Consider the following 15,447-nt stretch of genomic DNA (forward strand, 5'->3'; position numbering starts at 1 on the left):
ATTAATTGATTATTTTGCCATCTTTCATTTCTAATTTTCGATCAGCCATTTCAGCTAATTCGGTATTGTGTGTAACAATTACAAAGGTTTGATTGAATTTTTCGCGAAGCGTAAAAAACAATTCGTGTAAATTTTTTGCTGAAGTTGAATCTAGGTTTCCACTTGGTTCGTCAGCAAAAATAACATCAGGATTGTTTATTAAAGCTCTAGCAACTGCAACACGTTGTTGTTCACCACCAGAAAGCTCGTTTGGTTTGTGATGAATTCTATCTGAGAGTCCTAAAAAATCTAATAATTTTTTGGCGGCTTTTTCAGCTTCTTTCTTAGATTTATTGGCTATAAAAGCTGGGATACACACATTTTCTAAAGCTGTAAATTCTGGCAGTAATTGGTGAAATTGAAAAATAAATCCAATATGCTTATTTCTAAATTTAGAAAGTGCGTTATCTTTTAAGTTTAATAAGTTTTCTTGGTTTATTGTTAAGTGTGAATTGGCTTCCTTTGAAGGTGTATCTAATGTGCCTAAAATTTGTAAAAGGGTTGTTTTTCCAGCACCTGAAGGTCCTACAATAGCTACAACTTCTCCTTTTTTAATGGTTAAATTAACGCCTTTTAAAACTTCTAAATCTCCGTAAAACTTGTGTATATTTTTTGCTTCAATCATGTGGTAAATTAATGCTGTGAAATTAAACAATTAAAGCGAATTTACAACCACGTTTTTAGTTTGTTGTAGTCTAAAAAGTAAATTACTTTAAGTGAAATAACATTGTTTATAGGTTCGTTAAACAAGTTGGTTAGATTTTCCCCAAAATCTATATACGATAAATCATCTTCGTTAAATATAGAATTTCGGTACAGCGCTGTTAAAAAGCTTCCTGGAGCAAATTGCCAGGTGTAGTTTAAATCTAAATTCCAAATATTATAATTGATGTTGTTGTTTTCTGAATAGGAGGTTGGATCTAATGTACCTTCTTTATTTAAAACGTAATATTGATCTTGGTATTGAACAGGAGACCAATAATGCCTAAAAGAAAGTGTGAGTGCCGATTTAGTTGAAAAACTCAATTTTCCGCTAAGGGTATTTATTACATTTTTCACATCTCTAGTTCCAAAAATAATATCTTCATTTTCAAGTTGGGTAATATAGCCGTTTTCGTTGACTAACTTCCCATATTCTACATTGTATATCATTTGAAATTTATCAGAAAATCGATAACGAGGTTCAATTTCAATTCCGTAATAATAATTGTTAAGTGTGTACCTTTTTGCGTAATTGATATTAGCTTCAACGGCAAACTTTTTCCTGAAATCTGAAGAAATCCATGCTCCAGATTCAAATACACCTTGTTGTTTAAAAAAACGACCTTCAACTCGTGGTTCAAAATAATCGTATTGATCTCCAATATTTGCTTCTATGTTTGCTCCGTAAGCCAAACGATTAATAGTAATAAAAAAGGCATTTAATTCAACATCGTTTCCTGTATATTCGTTAGGTTCACTTAAATAGCGCAAACTAGCATCAAACCGTATTCTAAATCTTTCAAATTTTTTGGTAGGTTCAAAAATTTGGTACGAAATTCCAGAATAGAAATTCGAGTAATTATTTCTTCGTTGAAAGCCAAAATCCTGAATATCAAAATTATCATCGTTTCTAGAATAACGAAAGTAATATTGATAGTTTCCAGAAATTTTACCTAATCTAACAGTGCCAGCATAACCAGCATTATTTTCACCATCTTCACGAACATTACTCATTTTTATATTTCCAGAGACATTGTATTTGTTTTCTTTGTTTGAAATGTCAAAAAGTAACGCAGTAGTGTTTGCATCTCTAAAATCACCATTTCTAAGTACGTTAGTATTGATAAGGCTTACAGATGAATTTCCATTGAATTGTTTGTCAATTACAAAAACATTGTAATTGGTTAAAGGCTCTGTAATTTCTTTTCTTTCAGTTCCTGAAACTGTATCTTTTATTGTTGCATAGGTTTTTTCGGTAATGGCATTAAAAAACCCAATACCTAAGCCATTTTTATCTCTACCAGAAAGTTTAATGGCATTAATCATATTCACATTGGTAGGGTTATTTGCAATTGCTTCGTTTTCTTGAAGATTTTCTTCAACATCGTAATAACCAATAGGACTGCTACCAATTCTTCTTGAATAAAATAAATTTCCTAGTCCAAAAAGCTCCGTTCCTTCTGTAAAAAAAGCACGTTTTTCGGAGTATTGTTGTTCAAACGGACCTAAGTTTAAAACGGTCTCATCAAAAGCTGTCTGACCAAAATCGGGTATTAGTGTAACGTCTAAAGTATGACTTTCACTTAAACCATATTTTATATCCAGTCCAAAATTAGCATCAAATCGGGTATCATTATTGTAAGACGATAAAGTTCCTGAGGTGTATGGGTAAAAATTTAAGCGGGTAGGAGGTTGAATGTTTTCAATACCATTAATTAATCCAGCGTATAGTGAAAGTTCTCCGGCACTTTTGTCAATATAATTCCAAACATATTGTTCGTTTAAGTAGTTAATTTTTCTATGGAAGTTAACACCCCAAGTTTGAACTGGTGCGTTTGAAAATCGAAGTTGCGAATAAGGAATTTTAATTTCAACAACCCAGCTGTCTTTGTTTATACTTACTTCACTATCCCAAACAGCATTCCAGCTAAAATCTTCATTTCCATTAGCAAATACTTTGGCATCGGCTTGTGAGTTAGTGCTCATTACTACAAATTCAAAATCGTTTTGGTTATCGTTAAAAGGATTTAAACTCACTAAAAACCAATCAACATTTCCAAAATCATCACGACTGGTAAATTGAAGCGGTATTTCTTCAGGGGTATCATCATACAATATAGCACCAAAATAAATGGCTTCATCATCGTAGGTTATTTTAACCGCTGTTTTTTTGTTTTCCCTTTCTTTTGTGCCATCACCAGGCCTAAACATTACAAAGTCTTTCGCAATGTCAGCATTTTCCCAAGCTTCATCATTTAAAATTCCATCAATAGTTGGTGCTTTTTTTGTTTTTGATGCTTGTACGGATTTTTTAGGTTGCTGTGCAAATGCAAATGAAAAAATACAGAGGAAATAAATAAACAGGTACTTTTTCATGGAAGGTTTGGTTGGATATTTATTACAAAACTATTTAACATCTAAAGGAAATCGTCTTAAATTAATGTTAATAATGATTCGTTTATGAAAACGTTTTCTTAAGTTTTCTAAAAATAACAATTGAATGTTAATTTTTTTTGAATTCAATGTAAATTTTAACTTTGGATTATTACATTTGTGAATATTAACTAAATAATTTACGGCTAATGAATTTACACGAATATCAAGGAAAAGAATTACTAAACAGTTTTGGGGTTAGAATTCAGCGAGGAATAGTTGCTGATAACCATAAAAAAGCAGTAGAAGCTGCAAAACAGCTAGCTACTGAAACCGGAACAGGTTGGTGGGTAGTAAAAGCTCAAATTCACGCAGGTGGTCGAGGAAAAGGCGGTGGTGTAAAGTTGGCAAAAAGTTTAGCTGAAATTGAAACTATTTCTGAAAATATTATTGGAATGATGTTGGTTACGCCTCAAACTTCTGCTGAAGGTAAAAAGGTAAATCAAGTTTTAATAGCTGAAGATGTTTATTATCCGGGAGATAATGAACCTGAAGAATACTATATGTCTGTGTTGTTAAATCGTGCAACAGGAAAAAATATGATTATGTATTCTACCGAAGGAGGTATGGATATTGAAACGGTGGCTGAAAATACACCGCATTTAATTTTTACTGAAGAAATTGATCCATTAATTGGTATACAGGCTTTTCAAGCACGTAAAATAGCTTTTAATTTAGGTCTTTCAGGTGCAGCTTTAAAAGAGATGATAAAGTTTGTAACTAGTTTATACACTGCGTATGTAGAATCGGACGCGTCTTTATTTGAAATTAATCCTGTTTTAAAAACATCTGATGATAAAATTTTAGCTGTTGATTCTAAAGTTACGTTAGATGATAATGCATTGTACCGTCATAAAGATTTAGCAGCCTTAAGAGATCTTCGCGAAGAAAATGCAATTGAAGTTGAAGCTAACGCTGCAGGTTTAAATTATGTAGATTTAGATGGAAATGTTGGTTGTATGGTAAACGGAGCTGGTTTGGCAATGAGTACGATGGATTTAATCAAACAATCAGGAGGAGAGCCAGCAAACTTTTTAGATGTTGGTGGTACAGCCGATGCAAAACGTGTTGAAACTGCATTTAGAATTATTTTAAAAGATGATAATGTGAAAGCAATTTTAGTAAATATTTTTGGTGGAATTGTACGTTGTGATCGTGTAGCTCAAGGTGTTATTGATGCCTATAGAAATATGGGAGATGCTATAAAAGTGCCAATTATTGTTCGTTTACAAGGTACCAATGCTGTTGAGGCAAAACAGTTAATTGATAATAGTGGATTGGATGTGATTTCAGCTACTGAATTTCAAGAAGCTGCTGATAAAGTACAAGAAGTACTTGCATAAAATATAATCTAATTATAAAAATGCGTTTTCAAAATTTTGAAATCGCATTTTTTGTTTTAAAATAAACGCATACAGTTAAAAGTAGCGTAGTGCAGCAAATAAAAAAAAGGCTAACAATTTATAAATTGTTAGCCTTTTTTTTATGATTTTTGAATTTTAAATATCTTCAAATTTTACATCAGTAAAATTTTCTGTACTGGTAACTTCTACCTCTTCAGAAGATCTTTTAAAATCTTTTTGGTGACGTTCAGATATAACTTCTTCACCTTTTTCTTCTAAAATATAATCAGTTGCAGCTTTCAGCATCTCATTAAATTCTTGAAAATCTTCTTTGTATAAATAAATTTTGTGTTTTTTGTAATGGAAAGATCCATCGTCGTGTGTGAATTTTTTACTTTCAGTAACTGTTAAGTAATAATCTTCAGCTTTCGTAGCTCTTACATCAAAAAAGTAAGTTCTTCTTCCTGCTCTAAGAACTTGAGAAAAAATCTCTTCTTGTTCTAAATGTTCGTTGTCGCTCATAATTAACTTTCTATTTTATTAATCTTTTTATTAGATTCTCCCACAAATCTATAAAAATATTTTGCTTTTTTAATGTTTTTTAGATTTCTTTTTCTAAAAGTTGTTGCTCATATAATTGTTTGTAATAACCGCTTTTATTAACAAGCTCAGAATGTGAACCTTGTTGAATAATTTCACCTTTTTCAAGTACAATAATGCTGTCTGCATTTTTAATTGATGAAATTCTATGACTTACAATAATGGTTGTTTTATTTTTGCTAATTTCGTGTAGATTATTCAGTATAATTTCCTCAGTTTCAGTATCAACAGCTGAAAGGCAGTCGTCAAAAATTAATATTTGAGGATCTTTAATAATGGCTCTAGCAATAGAAACACGTTGTTTTTGTCCGCCTGATAAAGTAACACCTCTTTCTCCAACATACGTGTTGTATCCTTCTTTAAACTCTACAATATTATGATGTATGTATGCGTTTTGGGCGGCTGTTTCAATTTTAGCATCTGAAGCATCTTCGTCTCCAAATTTAATATTGTTTTTAATAGTGTCTGAAAATAAAAAAGCTTCTTGTGGTACAAAACCAATACTTTGTCTTAAATTATTTAAATTTAATTGTTCAATTGGAATACCATCAATTAAAATTTTTCCTGAATCAACATCATATAATCGAGCAACTAAATTAATAATGGTGGATTTTCCAGAGCCTGTATTCCCTAAAATAGCGAGTGTCTTTCCTTGTTCAAGTTTAAAACTAATGTGTTTTAAAGCCGTAATATTAGTGTCGTCGTAGGTGAATGAAACATCTTTAAACTCAATACTTCCTTTGATGGTTGAAGGTTTTAAGTTGTTGTTTACAATTTCAGGTTGGTGCTCTAAAAATTCATTGATACGCTTTTGAGATGCTTCAGCTTGTTGTACAATTGAAGTAACCCACCCCACAACAGCAACTGGCCAGGTAAGCATATTTACATACATTATAAATTCAGCAATGGTTCCCAAAGAAATTTCTCCAGCCATATAACGTAAACCACCAATGTAAATTACTAAAATGTTACTCAAACCAATTAATAAAATCATTAACGGAAAAAATAGGGCCTGTGCCTTAAATAAGTTAATGTTTTTTTCTTTGGTAACTTCTGAAAGATCTATAAAATCAGTCATTACTTTAGGCTCAATTCCATACGATTTTATAATGCTAATCCCTGAAAAAGTTTCTTGAGCATTTGCCGTTAATTTTGATAAATATTGTTGAACAATGGTACTTCTTTTGTTAATAACACGACTTAAAACATAAATCGAAATGGATAGAATAGGAAGCGGAAGCAATGTGTAATTTGTGAGCGTTTTGTCAATACTATACATTTTAACAATGGCTACAATAAATAATACCAACATATTTATGGAATACATGATTGCGGGTCCAAAGTACATACGAACTTTAGTAACATCCTCGCTAATTCTATTCATTAAATCGCCTGTTCTATTTTTTTTATAAAAATTAATAGATAAGCGTTGGTATTGCTTATATATTTCATTTTTTAAGTCGAATTCAATCAATCTTGAAGTAACAATAATGGTTTGACGCATTAAAAAAGTAAAGAATCCCGAGAGTAAAGCGGCACCTACAATTAATAAAATATTGTAAAGTAAGTCACTTTTTACAAGTGCTAAATCAGTTATAATTCCGTTTTGATAATCATCGGCAATATCAATTGATTGACTTACAAGTTGTGGTATTTCAAGTGCTAAGTATTTAGAACAAAAGGTGATAAATATACCAACAAGCAAGCGGTATTTATATTTTACAAAGTATTTATTTAGGTATTTTAAGGCTTTCATAAAGTTGTAGCGAACTTCAAATTTTAATGCACGAATATACAGCAATATAATTTTAATTATACAATTATTAAGATACTTTTAACTTTGTTTAAAAAATTAAAAACAACTAATGAATTGTAACAAAATAATACTATTTTTGCAAAGTTAAAAACAAAGTTCTTTAAATGATAAACAGAAGACATATTAGAGTTAAAGTTATGCAATCGGCTTATGCATTGCTGCAATCTAAAAGTGATAACCTTGTAAGGGAAGAAAAATTTCTATACCACAGTATAGATAAAATGTACGATTTGTATGCGCTTTTGTTTCGATTGATGGTTGAAGTAAGAGATTTTGAAAAAAAGCATATCAAAATTTCACAACAAAAGTTTTTAGCGACTCCAGAAGAGAAAAATCCAAATCCAAAATTTATTAATAACCAAGTTTTTGATATTATTTCAGAAAGTTCTTCATTAAAAGATTTTGAAGAAACACATAGTTTACATAATTGGAAATTAGATGATGAGTATGTAAAAGAGATTTGGAAATTGACCAAAGAAAGTGATTTGTATAAGACTTATATGGAGTCTGAAACTTCAAATTTTCAAACGGATAAAGAATTTGTGGTTGCTATGTTCAAAACAATAATAGCTCCGAATGATAAATTAGCTGATTATTTTGAAGACAAAACAATTAGTTGGGTTGATGATATTCCTTTTGTAAATACTTGGGTAGTTAAAACATTAAATGGTTTAGCACCAACTAAACCACTTCTTTTTGGAAACTTGTATAAAGATGAGGATGATAAAAAGTTTGTAGTTGATTTGTTTAGAAAAGTTGTGTTGAATCATAAAGAATTTGAAAAAGATATTGAAGATAAAACACCAAACTGGGATGCAGATAGAATTGCAGAAATTGATATGTTGTTAATAAAAATGGCAATAACTGAATTTTTAAAATTCCCTTCAATTCCTACAAGGGTTACTATTAATGAATATATTGAGATTTCAAAAGATTATTCAACTAATAAAAGTAGCTATTTTATTAATGGAGTGTTAGATAAAATTTTAAAAGATTTTACAGCTTCAAAAAGATTGAATAAAATAGGTAGAGGATTGATGTAATTTTATATTTTTACTAAAATTTTTAAAAAATGAAAAAACAAATCTTATTTAGTATAGCTTTATTCACTTTAATTTTTACTGCTTGTGAAAAAAAAGCTTCAGCAAAAATTAACACAACAAACATAGAAACCGCCAAAGAAAGAGATGCTAAGCTTAGTTTAGGCGCACCTATTATAGAGTTTGATCAAAAAGAATACGACTTTGGAACCGTTACAGAAGGTGAAAAAGTACAAGGCGTTTTTAAAGTAACAAATTCAGGAAAGGTTGATTTAATTATTACAAGTGTAAAACCTTCTTGTGGTTGTACTACTCCAGAATATACAAAAGAAGCAATTGCTCCAGGTGCCACCGGTGAAATTAAATTTGAATTTAATTCAGCCAATAGAGTAGGGAAACAAAATAAATCTATTACCGTTAAGTCTAATGCCGAAAAAAACACGGAAGTTATTCGTTTAAAAGGTACTGTAATAGCAAAAAGTTAATTCAATAATAATAAATTATATAAATAAATGTATACAGCAATTTTTTTACAAGCAGAAGGATTTTCATTACAAGGTATGTTACCTTTTTTATTAATGTTTGTGGTTATCTATCTTTTTATGATTAGACCTCAAATGAAAAAAGCTAAAAACGAAAAAAAATTCCAAGCAGAAATAGCTAAAGGAAACAAAATAATTACAACAAGTGGTATTCACGGAAAAATTGTTGACATTGTTGATCACGATAATACGGTAATTGTTGAAACAGGTGCAGGAAAAATGAAATTTGAACGTTCAGCAATTTCTATGGAGTTAAGTAAAAAATTACAAGCCCCTGTAGAAAAAAAATAAGAAATTATATTTCTAATTTAAAAGTGAGCTAATCGGCTCACTTTTTTTGTATATTTAAGTTTTATAAATGGTATGAAAACAGCTCAAAAAATTTCAAATTTAAGGTTAAAAAACAATAGGAAATTTAAAGTTTTTTTATTTTTTTTAATTCTGACATCTATAATTTGGTTGTTAATAGCACTTTCAAAAAATTACACAACTACGGCTTTATTTAAGGTTAAATATGCGGGTTTACCAATAGATAAAGTTTTACAAAACACACCAGTTTCAGAACTTGAATTAACAATAAACGCACCTGGTTTTACATTGCTTAGGTATAAGGTTGTAAAACATAAAATTACATTCAACTTAAACACTTTAAAAAGCAATAAACAACGAGATTTTTTGTTGCCAAATACGCAGCTAACCAACTTAAATAAACAACTAATTAGTGAAACAAAAGTATTAAATGTTTTAACAGATACCATTTTTTTAGATCTGGGTAGAAATGTTTCAAAAAAAGTAGTTGTTCATCCAACTATTGATGTGAAATTTAAATTGGGCTATAATTTTATTGAAAAATTAAATGTGATACCAGATTCTGTACTAGTTACAGGACCTGAAAAACAACTGGATTCCATTTTAGAAATTTCAACCATTCCGTTGAAACTTACTGAAGTTTATGAAAGTATAGACACAAAACTAAAATTAGTAGTGCCTAGCAAACATAAAAATTTAATACTATCAACCAATACAGTAAATGTAGTTGGAAGTGTAGATAAATTTACAGAAGGTGTTTTAAAAGTTCCAGTGCAAATTATAAATCAACCTGAAAACATAAAAATTAACCCTTTTCCAAAAGAAATTGAAATTATTTATAGGGTTGGTTTGACACATTTTAGTAAAATTAATACGAATAGTGTATCTGTAGTATTTGATTACAATCAATATATGAACGATACGCTTGTTCGTTATTTAACACCTGTAATTCAGCAGAAAAGTGAATTTATTCAGTCGTTAAAAGTGAATCCAACTCAAATTGAGTTTTTAATTCAAAAGTAAGTATATGAAAATAGTTGGTTTAACGGGAGGTATTGGAAGCGGTAAAAGCACGGTATTAACTTATTTTAAAGAGCTTGGAGCTGCAACTTTTATAGCCGATATTGAAGCTAAACAACTTATGAATACAAATGCTGAACTAATTAAAGAGATTACATTTTTATTTGGTTCGGAAGCATACAAAAATGGAATACTGAATCGTTCTTATATTTCAGAAATAGTATTTAACAATAAAGCCAAATTAGCCAAATTAAATGCACTCGTTCATCCTAAAGTGCGGGCACATTTTGAAAATTTCACCAAAACAACTAAAGCTGAAATTGTGATTTATGAAGCAGCCATCTTATTTGAAAGTGGTAGCCATAATTTGTGTGATTATGTTATTACGGTTACGGCAGATTTTGAAGAACGGATTAAACGTGTTATGCTTAGAGATCAAACCGATAAGGAGGCTGTTATGCAAAGAATAAAACATCAATTAAATGATGAGGCTAAAGTGTTAAAATCAGATTTTGTAATTACAAATAACACATTTCAATCAGCAAAAGAACAAGTGAAAACTATTTTTGAAATATTACTAAAATTAAACTAAATTTGTAGATATTCTTAAGAATATGTTAAAAAAATAAATTGTTTGTTAATGAACGTTAAAACAAAGCTTTTTTACTATTAAAAGTTTAATTTTGAATCAATGGGGAAAAGAATATTTTTGCTGATTATTGTTTTAATGAGTACCGCCTTAATAGGCATTATTTCGGTTCAAGTATTTTGGATAAAAAATACAGTTCAAATTACTGAAGAGCAATTTACTGCAAACGTAAGGTTTGTATTGGCAAAGGTTTCAGAAGATATTGGGCAACGAGAATTTGATAATTTTTATCAAAAATTTGTTGATAATTATAAAGAAGGTGAACAGGTTGAAAAATCAGATGTTATTAAATTTATTTTTGAAAAAGTAGATACCACTAACAACGAACGTTTTACTTTTTCACAAAGTATAATTGAACAAAATTATAAAGTTCCCACCGAGTTCTTTGAAAATGATTCTGTTTACTTTAAAGAAATTTTTAGTAAAGAAGAAATTGTAGTTGTAAAAGATCAAAGTTTAGACAATCAAAGCAATCTAGTGAATCCACCCGTTGAACGTATTATAAAAATGGGAAGGTTTGTAAGAGCTGAAAAAGCAAATATTGAGCCTTTATTTGATGTGTATACTAGTAAATTACCTATTCATAAAAGAGTAAGTAACAACGAGATAATGGTTCGATTAGATCGTGAGTTGAAAAGAAAAGGTATTGAAACCGATTTTAAATATGGTGTTTATAGTAATGGTTTGGCAACACAATTAAAATCTGGCTATTTTAGAAAAGAAATCGGTAAAAGTTATATGGTGCCTATGTTTGTAAATGCTGATGGTAAAAGCGATTTTCAGTTGTATGTAACATTTCCTGAGAAAAAGAACTTTATATTGTCTTCAATTTCAAAAATTTTAATCTTATCAGTATTTTTTATTGTCATTATTATTTTAGCTTTTGTTACGGCATTGTACCAATTAATACGTCAAAAACAAATTTCTGAAATTAAAACAGATTTCATAAATAATATGACACACGAGTTTAAAACGCCTATTGCAACCATTAACTTAGCGCTAGATGCCATTAAAAATCCTAAAATAATTAATGATAAAGAGAAGGTTGAGCGCTATGTAAAAATGATTCGTGATGAAAATAAACGAATGCACACCCAAGTTGAAAATGTGTTGCGTATTTCTAAACTTGAAAAGAATCAATTAGATGTAAGTAAGGAAGTGGTTGACATGCACGATATTATTGAAGAGGCGATTACGCATGTTGAACTGTTAGTAAAAGATAGAGGAGGTTTTATAGACTTGAAATTAGAAGCAAGTTTAACCGAGGTTTCAGGAAACGAATTCCATTTAAATAATATCATAGTAAATATGCTTGATAATGGAATTAAGTATTCCGAAGGAGCTCCAAAAATTAAAGTCATCACTGAAAATACAGAGAAGCATATTGTAATTATGATAAAAGATAAAGGTATTGGAATGAATCATAATGTTCAAAAAAATATTTTTAAGAAGTTTTATAGAGAAGAAACAGGAAATATACACAACGTGAAGGGGCATGGTTTAGGACTTTCGTATGTGAAAAAAATAGTAGAAATTCATCAAGGTGAAGTACACGTTGAAAGTGAAAAAGGAGTAGGAAGCACTTTCATAGTTAAACTTCCTTTGATATAATAAGATAACACAAACTATATATGGAAAATAATAGAATTTTATTGGTAGAAGACGATCCTAATTTTGGAACAGTTTTAAAAGATTATTTATCGTTAAATGATTACAATGTTACCCATGCTAAAGATGGTTTAGAAGGTTTAATAATGTTTAAAAATGACGATTTTGATCTATGTATTTTAGATGTTATGATGCCTAGAAAAGATGGGTTTTCTTTGGCAAAAGATATTAGGGCTACAGACTCTGAAGTGCCTATTATATTTTTAACGGCCAAAACTATGAAGGAAGATGTTTTAAAAGGATATCAGGCCGGTGCAGACGATTATTTAAATAAACCGTTTGATTCAGAAGTGCTTTTGTATAAAATTAAAGCGATTTTACAACGTAAAGAAACTGAACAAAGTGCTGAAGAAGATGCTTTTGAATTTAAAATTGGAAAGTTCGAATTTAATTCAAAATTAAGACACTTGTCTTATAATGGTGAAGAATCTCAAAAATTGTCTCCTAAAGAAAGTAAGTTGTTAAAAATGTTGGCTGTTCATAAAAATGATTTGATGCCGCGTGAATTGGCATTGACCAAAATTTGGAGAGATGATAATTATTTCACTTCAAGAAGTATGGATGTGTATATTGCAAAACTTAGAAAATATTTAAAAAAGGATGAAAATGTTGAGATTTTAAATATTCACGGTGAAGGTTTTAGATTGATTGAGAAATCTTAAAAATAGTTCCCTTTTATAAAATAATAAATCCTCTTTCTAATTCATTTTAGAAGAGGATTTTTTTTAGAAATAAGTAGTAATAAAAGATGAAAGTTTAGTGTAAGTATCGTTTAAAGCTTCACCTTCCCAACCGTGACCTTCATTTTCATAAAGAGTAAATTCATTGATAATGTTTAAGCTATTCAATTTCTCGTGCATTTCAATGCCTTGAGATCTAGGTACTAAATCATCTTCACCTCCATAAAATAAAATACTCGGCGGAGCAGTTGAAGTAACTACATGATAAGGGCTTGCATTTTCATAATAGCTTGGATCTTCTTGAAAACTGACACCAGTAATTAACTGAATTCCTAAAATTAATTGTTGGTAATCAGGATTTAAAACATAATTGTCATCGGTGAAATTTGTAGGTCCTACAATACTACAAACAATTTTAATCTCACTCAAAGCATCATAATCATAAGCGTATAGCATTGCTAAGTGTGCGCCAGCACTTGTTCCTATAAACCCAAAATTTGATGAGATATGATAGTTGTTAGTATTTGATTTTAGGTGGTCAATTACAGTTTCAATATCTATTAATTGCATCGGGAAAGGGCTTTTCCCAATCCCCGCAAGTTGGTAATTCATATTAACAACCGCATAGTTTGGAAACCTAACTTGAATCCCTGAAACAATGTTGTTTAAATCATCTTTATCTCCGCCTACCCAGCTTCCACCGTGAATTAATACAAAAACTTTTGTAGTACTACCTGATCTATTTTTTGGTAAATAAATATCGTATTTTTGTAAGGATGCCGAACCATATTCAACATTTAGTAAAGCTATTTCTTCGGAAGCATCTGTAGCGTTGCTAAAAATTTCATCAGAGGTGTCTGAACAAGAAAAAGTAGTTAAAATAAAAAATAAAAAAAAGATGATTTTATTAAAGTGGTTTAGTGTATATTTCATTTCAGAATTTATTAGAATCAAAATATAGTAAAAAGATGGCACAATTTGTAAAAATATTTGAAGAAAACCCAAATGAACGTGAAATTGAGAAGGTTGTTAAAGTCTTAAAAAAAGGAGGTTTAATTATTTACCCAACAGATACGGTGTATGGGTTGGGTTGTGATATTACAAACACAAAAGCTATGGAAAAAGTAGCTAAAATTAAAGGTGTTAAGTTAAATAAAGCCAAATTCTCGTTTATTTGTTCTGATTTAAGTAATCTTTCAGACTATGTGAAACAAATTGATAATTCAACGTTTAAAATTCTAAAGCGCGCATTACCGGGACCTTATACTTTTATTTTACCTGGTAGTACAAATTTACCTAAAGCATTTAAACACAGATCAACTGTTGGAATTAGAGTGCCAGATAATAATATTGTTCGGGATTTGGTAAAAATGTTAGGAAACCCAATTGTTTCAACATCAATTTATGATGAAGATGATTTAGTAGAATATACAACTGATCCAGAGTTAATTTTTGAAAAGTGGAAAGATATTGTTGACGTAGTAATTGATGGTGGTTATGGAGACAATACACCTTCAACAGTAATTGATTTGTCTGATGGAGAAATAGAAATTGTGAGGGAAGGAAAAGGATCTATAGACGATTTGTAGTTTACAATTCCTTTACTGTTTTTTTTCCTAAAACAAAATAATCCCAAACAATACTTTTTCGATGAAAGTAATTGCTTTTTTGAGTAGATTGTTTGCGCTTTTTCAACATTTTAGGTAGTTGAAAATAAAAACTAAAATGTGCTTTGATAATTGCAAGCGTGTGTATTGGGCGTAATTCTAGCAAAAATTTCAATCCAGCAACTCCATCTAAAATAAGTCTGCCTAAAATTATTGGCAGTAATTTAGAAGTGGGTAAGTTTTTTGCCAATGAAAATAAACTGTTTCTAAAATTTAAAAAACTTTTTCTTGGACTCTCTTCTTTCAAAGTAGCGCCTCCAATATGGTATACGGTTGAAGCGCCAACATATTTTATAGTTTGTTGTGCATTTTCAGCTCTCCAACATAAATCAATTTCTTCTTGGTGTGCAAAATAGTCTTCATCAAAACCATTCAATTCGTGAAAAATTTCGGCCCTGATAAAAAAACATGCCCCTGAAGCCCAAAAAACCTCAGTAGTATCATTAAATTGTTGCACATCTTTTTCTATGGTATTAAAAATACGACCTCTGCAATAGGGATACCCAAATTCATCAATATAACCACCACCTGCACCAGCATATTCAAAGTATATTTTGTTTTTATAATCTAAAATTTTAGGTTGAATAATGGCTGTAGTTGGCTCGTTTTCAAAAACTGAAATAATAGGTTGTAACCAGTTTGGAGTGACTTCAATGTCCGAATTAACCAAGGCATATACATCCGCTTTTATAAGTTGTAAAGCATCGTTGTAACCTTTTGCATAGCCGCCATTTTTTTTGTTTTGTATAATTTTTATTTCAGGATATTTTTTTGAAATAAATAAAACAGAATTGTCTGTTGAAGCATTGTCTGCAACGTAAATTGTAACCTTAGGAAGGTTGCTGTAAGTTGTAATTGAAGGTAGAAATTTTTCTAGTAAATTTTTACCGTTCCAGTTTAATATGACGATGGCTATTTTCACAAGTGCAAACTTACTTT

General features: G+C 30.0%; 15 protein-coding genes. 9 read left to right on the forward strand and 6 right to left on the reverse strand.

Annotated elements, in window-relative coordinates; genetic code table 11:
* Position 1 precedes the first annotated feature (1 nt).
* Both CHB67_RS11290 and CHB67_RS11295 read right to left on the reverse strand, forming a co-directional pair.
* Entirely contained in the window at positions 2 to 664 is a 663-nt protein-coding gene (locus CHB67_RS11290; RefSeq protein WP_089381891.1) for an ABC transporter ATP-binding protein, read from the reverse strand.
* Positions 665 to 705: 41 nt separating this feature from the next.
* Entirely contained in the window at positions 706 to 3,117 is a 2,412-nt protein-coding gene (locus CHB67_RS11295) for a DUF5916 domain-containing protein (RefSeq protein ID WP_089381892.1), read from the reverse strand.
* Positions 3,118 to 3,323: 206 nt separating this feature from the next.
* On the opposite strand from CHB67_RS11295, the gene sucC reads away from it, so the two are divergent.
* Positions 3,324 to 4,517 (forward strand): ADP-forming succinate--CoA ligase subunit beta, encoded by a 1,194-nt coding sequence (gene sucC, locus CHB67_RS11300; protein WP_089381893.1) that lies wholly within the window; start codon positions 3,324 to 3,326, stop codon positions 4,515 to 4,517.
* 156 nt (positions 4,518 to 4,673) lie between these two features.
* Here the strand turns inward: sucC and CHB67_RS11305 are convergent, their stop codons facing one another.
* Both CHB67_RS11305 and CHB67_RS11310 read right to left on the reverse strand, forming a co-directional pair.
* Positions 4,674 to 5,039 carry a PUR family DNA/RNA-binding protein gene (locus CHB67_RS11305; protein WP_089381894.1) on the reverse strand — a complete coding sequence of 122 codons (366 nt, stop codon included), beginning with the start codon at positions 5,037 to 5,039 and terminating at the stop codon, positions 4,674 to 4,676.
* Between the two features lie 79 nt (positions 5,040 to 5,118).
* Positions 5,119 to 6,873, reverse strand: coding sequence for an ABC transporter ATP-binding protein (locus CHB67_RS11310; protein WP_089381895.1), 1,755 nt, complete (start codon positions 6,871 to 6,873; stop codon positions 5,119 to 5,121).
* 164 nt (positions 6,874 to 7,037) lie between these two features.
* Between CHB67_RS11310 and nusB the strand changes: the two genes are divergently transcribed.
* The 7 genes from nusB to CHB67_RS11345 all read left to right on the forward strand — a co-directional run bounded on the left by nusB (position 7,038) and on the right by CHB67_RS11345 (position 12,823).
* Positions 7,038 to 7,976 (forward strand): transcription antitermination factor NusB, encoded by a 939-nt coding sequence (gene nusB / locus CHB67_RS11315; protein WP_089381896.1) that lies wholly within the window; start codon positions 7,038 to 7,040, stop codon positions 7,974 to 7,976.
* A gap of 29 nt (positions 7,977 to 8,005) precedes the next feature.
* Positions 8,006 to 8,458 (forward strand): DUF1573 domain-containing protein, encoded by a 453-nt coding sequence (locus CHB67_RS11320; RefSeq protein ID WP_089381897.1) that lies wholly within the window; start codon positions 8,006 to 8,008, stop codon positions 8,456 to 8,458.
* Positions 8,459 to 8,485: 27 nt separating this feature from the next.
* Positions 8,486 to 8,806 (forward strand): preprotein translocase subunit YajC, encoded by a 321-nt coding sequence (yajC, locus tag CHB67_RS11325; RefSeq protein ID WP_089381898.1) that lies wholly within the window; start codon positions 8,486 to 8,488, stop codon positions 8,804 to 8,806.
* Positions 8,807 to 8,878: 72 nt separating this feature from the next.
* Positions 8,879 to 9,847, forward strand: a complete 969-nt coding sequence (locus CHB67_RS11330; RefSeq protein WP_089381899.1) for a YbbR-like domain-containing protein — start codon at positions 8,879 to 8,881, stop codon at positions 9,845 to 9,847.
* A 4-nt stretch (positions 9,848 to 9,851) separates the two neighbouring features.
* A complete protein-coding gene (coaE, locus tag CHB67_RS11335) occupies positions 9,852 to 10,436 on the forward strand; it encodes a dephospho-CoA kinase (RefSeq protein WP_089381900.1) in 585 nt (194 codons plus the stop codon).
* Between the two features lie 99 nt (positions 10,437 to 10,535).
* On the forward strand, positions 10,536 to 12,104 hold the full coding sequence (locus tag CHB67_RS11340; protein WP_089381901.1) for a sensor histidine kinase: 1,569 nt from the start codon (positions 10,536 to 10,538) through the stop codon (positions 12,102 to 12,104).
* Positions 12,105 to 12,124: 20 nt separating this feature from the next.
* Positions 12,125 to 12,823, forward strand: a complete 699-nt coding sequence (locus tag CHB67_RS11345) for a response regulator transcription factor (protein ID WP_089381902.1) — start codon at positions 12,125 to 12,127, stop codon at positions 12,821 to 12,823.
* A 63-nt stretch (positions 12,824 to 12,886) separates the two neighbouring features.
* Here CHB67_RS11345 and CHB67_RS11350 read toward each other — a convergent pair whose 3' ends face one another.
* Positions 12,887 to 13,774 (reverse strand): alpha/beta hydrolase, encoded by an 888-nt coding sequence (locus CHB67_RS11350; protein ID WP_089381903.1) that lies wholly within the window; start codon positions 13,772 to 13,774, stop codon positions 12,887 to 12,889.
* Positions 13,775 to 13,809: 35 nt separating this feature from the next.
* Here CHB67_RS11350 and CHB67_RS11355 point away from each other — a divergent pair, with 35 nt between their 5' ends.
* On the forward strand, positions 13,810 to 14,430 hold the full coding sequence (locus tag CHB67_RS11355) for an L-threonylcarbamoyladenylate synthase (RefSeq protein ID WP_089381904.1): 621 nt from the start codon (positions 13,810 to 13,812) through the stop codon (positions 14,428 to 14,430).
* Between the two features lies 1 nt (position 14,431).
* Here CHB67_RS11355 and CHB67_RS11360 read toward each other — a convergent pair whose 3' ends face one another.
* Complete coding sequence (locus tag CHB67_RS11360) at positions 14,432 to 15,430, reverse strand: glycosyltransferase family 2 protein (protein WP_089381905.1); 999 nt, start codon at positions 15,428 to 15,430, stop codon at positions 14,432 to 14,434.
* Positions 15,431 to 15,447: the final 17 nt, after the last annotated feature.

This window comes from Lutibacter agarilyticus (genome assembly GCF_900188235.1).
Lineage (GTDB): Bacteria > Bacteroidota > Bacteroidia > Flavobacteriales > Flavobacteriaceae > Lutibacter > Lutibacter agarilyticus.